This is a genomic window from Paracoccus sp. FO-3 (genome assembly GCF_006386455.1).
GTDB lineage: Bacteria > Pseudomonadota > Alphaproteobacteria > Rhodobacterales > Rhodobacteraceae > Paracoccus > Paracoccus versutus.
On the sequence record NZ_VCBQ01000189.1, the window covers coordinates 1 to 4,670 of the forward strand.

Consider the following 4,670-nt stretch of genomic DNA (forward strand, 5'->3'; position numbering starts at 1 on the left):
TGACGCCCGCGAAGGGAGGGGGCTGTCTGCCCCCTCTTGCGGCAAAGCCGCAATTCACCCCCGAGAGTATTTGCCGAACGGAGAAAGCCGGAACGGCACGCCTCGGGATGGAGAAAGGGCATGGGCGATCGCCCTGCCCTTTTTCGTTCCGCATGGCCGGCGGCAGCCGCGGTTCCGCGGCCCCAGGCGGGCTATTCCGAGACCTTCTTCACGAATTGCGATTTCAGGCCCATCTGCCCGATGCCCGGAATCCGGCAATCGATGTCGTGATCGCCCTCGACCAGGCGGATGCCGCGCACCTTGGTGCCGACCTTGACCACCGAGGACGATCCCTTGACCTTCAGATCCTTGATCACCGTCACCGTGTCGCCGTCCTTCAGGACGTTGCCGACGCTGTCGCGCACCTCGTCGGCGGGCTCGGATCCCGCGTCCTGGGACCATTCATGCCCGCATTCGGGGCAGACAAGCAGGGCATCCACCTGATAGGCATAGGTGGAGGAACATTCGGGGCACGGCGGCAGGCTCTGGGTCATGGGCGCCACTCTAGCCCTGGGGCCTGCCCTTGGCCATCGCGAAAACTGCGCCATTCCGGGGCGTTCCGCCGCAGCCGGCGGGCCGAGGGCCCTTGCCTGCGCGGCGGCTAGACCTTGCTCGTGGTGCCGAGCCCCAGCGAGATCGCCACGCGGGCGGCATCGGCGCGGTTGTTGATGCCGAGCTTGCGGTAGAGCTCCTTGATATAATGGCTGACCGTATGCTCGGAAATCGCCAGCCGCGAGGCGATGGCCCCGGTCCGCTCGCCCTGCCCCAGCAAGGACAAGACCTGCTCCTCGCGCCGGGAAAGCCGCACGTCCAGCGGCTCGCCCGCGGGAACCATGCCTTCGCGAAGCCGCTGCGCGAAGGCCAAGGTGTTCTCGATCTTGAGATGCAGCAGGTCCAGGTCGATCGGCTTGGTCAGGTAATCGTCCGCCCCGGCACGCAGCCCCGCCAGATGCGGCTCGCGATCCGACAGCGCGGTCAGGAAGATGAAGGCGGTCCTTTCCGCCAGCCTGCCCGAGGCGCGCAGATCGTTCAGCAGCTCGAAGCCGCTGCGGCCCGGCAGCATGACGTCGCACAGCACGATGTCGGGCCGGCTTCGGGACAGGATGGCCTCGGCCTCGTCGCCGTTGCGCGCGGTCAGAACCCTGTAGCCCCTGGACGCGAGTTCCTCCTGCAATTCCTCGAGGATGAACAGCTCATCCTCGACACAAAGAATGGTCGCCGGCCCGCGCTCCCGATTCATCGACGTGATCCCCCTTGGCAGGCACGGCGACAACGAACTCCGACCCCTCACCCAGGCGCGAGGTGAACGTGACCTCGCCGCCGTGCAGCGCGACAATATCACGAACCAGGCTCAGGCCAACCCCGACTCCGGGCAATCGGTGAACATTCGGTGCGCGATAGAACCGGTCGAAAACCGCGCCCTGCGCCGCCGACGGGATGCCCGCGCCGCGATCCCTGACGCGGCAGAAGATCCGGTCGCCGTCGCGCCATGTATCCAGCCGGACCGGCGCCGGCGCTTCGGAATATTTCATCGCATTGGACAGCAGGTTCAGCGCCACCTGCTCCAGCAGCACGGGATCGGCATCCGCCAGCAGCGGCATGTCCGACAGGGCGACCTCCAGCACCCGGTCCGGGTTGGCTTGCCGGGTCTGCTCGGCGGCGATCCGGGCGATCTCGTTGAAATCGACGAGGCGGCGAGAAAGCGCGATGTCCTTGCCCTCGACGCTGGCCGAGGCGAGAAAGCCGCTCAGCAACCGTTCAAGCCGTTCCGCCGCGTCCAGAATCCGGCTGAACTTGCGCCTGAGCGTTTCCGAAAGCGGCGTTTCCTCGCCGCGCAGCTGTCTTTGCGCGATCATGTGGATGATGGAAACCGGCGTGCGGAACTGGTGCGAGACGGTGACGATGAAGCTGCGATAGACCTCCTTGGCCCTGCGCTCGACCTCCAGCGCCTCCTGCAGCTCGGTCGTGCGCGCGGCGACCGTCCTTTCCAGTTCCGCGCGATGGGCTTGCAGTTCCGCCTGCGCGCGCATGGAGCGGCGCATGTTGCGCCACAAAAGGCCGGCCATGACCACCCCGGTCAGGAAGGCGCCGCCGACGGCCAGCAGCAGCAATTGCATGATCTGCAACAGGGCTTCGCGGCGGACGTGGCGGTCGATCCTTTCGTCCAGCGCGGTGATGTTGGTGATCTCGCGCAGGACCGAGGAAAGCACGGCGACGCGCGGCGTCAGCACCTCCAGATCGGTGGCGTCGAAATCCTCGGCCATGAAGGCCCCGTCCAGTTCTTCCAGCAGGCTCTTGGCCTGGAAAACCAGATCGTCCGCGCCGATCGCGCGCAGATAGTCGATCTGCGGCCGGTCCGCCATCAGCGCGATGCGGCTGTAGAGGATCTCGAAGCGCAGCAGCACGTCCTCGACATCCCGGTCCAGGCTGACGCGGTAAAGGGTCAGCATCAGGTTCTGCGCCTCGCGATCCGCCTGGTTCGCGGCCCAGAGGTTGCGCTCGACGATCTCTTCGCGAAAGGCGCGGTCGATATTGACCAGCTGGAACAGGGAATAGACGAACAGCAGGACAAAGCTGGCAATCGTCAGGAGCGCGAAATGGGAACCGCGCAGGCGCATCAGAGGAAGGTGATCTCGAACAGCTGCCAGATCCAGCGTTCGTCCATGACGGCAAGCTGCAGGTCCGGCCGCTGGTCGCGCGGATAGACCAGCCAGAGCGGTCCCTTGTCGCGCACCCGCATGGGCTTGCCGTTCATCTCGCGCGCCAGGACGGGCTCGTAATCCCAGGCATCGTCGGCCGGAAGCACGATGCCGTAATCGTTCAGCGCCTTCATCAGAAGCTTGCGCCCGGCCAGTTCCGACCGCGTCATCCCGCCGCTGGTCAGCACGTCGCGAAGGAAGGGGCCGCGGAACTGCTGCTTGCCATCGGTCCAGGGGGTCTGCGTGATGAGCTGCTGCCAGGGTAGCGCGGCAATGTCCTCGGCCTCGAGCTGCCTTACCCTGCCCGAGGGTTCGGTGATCGTCAGCATCGCCCCGGCCGGGCGGGCGAAAAGCCGCGGGGCGGGCAGAACGGCCGCCAGGGCCGCCATTGATCCGAACAGGACAAGGTCTCTTCTGCTCAGGACGGTCTCCATCGCGCGACGCATCTGGTCCTCTCTCCGACAAGAAACAGCGGTGGGTAGGACATGCGCGAACCGGGGTATAGCTCGCGCATGCCGTTTCGTTACCTTCGGCCGAAGGGCCGATTACTCGCTACGATAAACCGCCTGTCCTCGGGACGTGAGAGGGGATTTCGCGACAATCGCGCGGCCCGATCGGACGCAGGTCATTCTGGCACTGGCGGCTGGGGGGCACCATTCCCCAAAACAGGGGAATGGCCGCGCCTCCCCTGCCCGTCCACGCTGCGCCGTTGCGGTGGCGTCCCATCCGCGGGGTCCGCCCGCGCCCGGCGGATGCACCCATGGCATCCGGTCCCGCAATCCCCGGTGCCCGCTTCCGGTTCCTTCCCCCGGCCCGCCGCCGATCCGGCGGCCTGCTTCGGCAAAGCCCTGCCGAAAGCGCCGGGCGCTCGCGCCCATGTGTCCGCGCCCCGCTTGCCGGCTTGGGTCGCCGCGGCTAACCGGGAACGATTCCGCTGCCCGGCGCTTATGGCCAGGAAGCATCGCGATGAAGGAGAAAGCCATGCGTCACCTGTCGCTCTTTCTGGCCGCCCTGCTTGCGGCGGGACCGGCCCTGGCCGAGAACCGCGGCGTGGTGATCGCCAATGCGCGCTACCAGAACGCGCCGGAACTGGCCGATGCCGATGCCGGCGCCGCCTCTGCCGCGATGAAGGCGGCCGGGTTCCGCACCGTGGCCGGGGCCGACCTGGTGGTCCAGGACGTGCGCCAGGCGCTGGCCGACCTGCTCCGGCCCGACGATTCCCCCGGCGCGCGCATCGTGCTGCTGAACGGCCGCTTCCTGCATGGCGGCAGCGACAGCTGGTATATGGGCACCGATGCCGACAAGCCCGACCTGGTCGGCGCCGGCTCGCAGGGCGTGCCGCTGTCCATGGTGCTGGACCTGATGAAGCAGGCGAAGCCGGGCGCGGTGCTGCTGCTCGGCTCGGACGAGGGGGAAATGGAACATGCGGCCGGGCTGGAGAACGGCATCGGCCCGCTGACCCCGCCCAAGGGGGTGACGGTGATCTCGGGGCCGCCCGCGGCGACCAGCGCGGCGGCGGCGGCGCTGCTCAAGCCCGGCACCTCGGTCGGCGATGTGGTCGGCGCAGACGACCGGCTGGCGATGGCCGAGGGCGGCGATGCGCAGCTGGTTCTGGTCGCGGCCGGCCCGGACGCCGATGCCCCGGCCGGGCCGCTGGACGCCGACCGCGACCTTTGGGCCAAGGCCGCGGCCGAGGATACGGCGGCAGCCTATCGCGGCTATCTCGACCGCTACCCCGGCGGGCTCTACTCGGCGGCGGCCAAGGCGCGGCTCGATGCGCTGGGGGCGGTGCAGTCGGACCGCGATCTGTGGGCCGATGCCGCGGCGGCCAATACCGTCGCCGCCTATCAGGACTACCTGGCCCGCTATCCGCAGGGCGAGTTTGCCCAGGCCGCGCAAAACAGGCTGGCCGAATTGCGCCCCGACCCGACG

The 4,670-nt window shown here is 68.0% G+C and carries 4 protein-coding genes and 1 pseudogene; 1 reads left to right on the top strand and 4 read right to left on the bottom strand.

The window, feature by feature from the left end; genetic code table 11:
• Positions 1 to 191 precede the first annotated feature (191 nt).
• The 4 genes from FE811_RS25850 to FE811_RS25865 all read right to left on the bottom strand — a co-directional run bounded on the left by FE811_RS25850 (position 192) and on the right by FE811_RS25865 (position 3,184).
• Positions 192 to 533 carry a zinc ribbon domain-containing protein YjdM gene (locus FE811_RS25850; RefSeq protein WP_036759455.1) on the bottom strand — a complete coding sequence of 114 codons (342 nt, stop codon included), beginning with the start codon at positions 531 to 533 and terminating at the stop codon, positions 192 to 194.
• Positions 534 to 640: 107 nt separating this feature from the next.
• Positions 641 to 1,279 (bottom strand): response regulator transcription factor, encoded by a 639-nt coding sequence (locus FE811_RS25855; protein WP_036759453.1) that lies wholly within the window; start codon positions 1,277 to 1,279, stop codon positions 641 to 643.
• The gene (locus FE811_RS25860) at positions 1,233 to 2,657 is read right to left on the bottom strand and encodes a sensor histidine kinase KdpD (RefSeq protein ID WP_140849361.1); all 1,425 of its coding nucleotides are present in this window, start codon (positions 2,655 to 2,657) and stop codon (positions 1,233 to 1,235) included. Before FE811_RS25860 ends, FE811_RS25855 begins: the two co-directional genes overlap by 47 nt.
• Positions 2,657 to 3,184 (bottom strand): molybdopterin-dependent oxidoreductase, encoded by a 528-nt coding sequence (locus FE811_RS25865; protein ID WP_140849363.1) that lies wholly within the window; start codon positions 3,182 to 3,184, stop codon positions 2,657 to 2,659. Before FE811_RS25865 ends, FE811_RS25860 begins: the two co-directional genes overlap by 1 nt.
• Positions 3,185 to 3,704: 520 nt before the next feature.
• On the opposite strand from FE811_RS25865, the pseudogene FE811_RS25870 reads away from it, so the two are divergent.
• Positions 3,705 to 4,670, top strand: a pseudogene (locus tag FE811_RS25870) (peptidoglycan-binding protein); the annotation flags it as partial.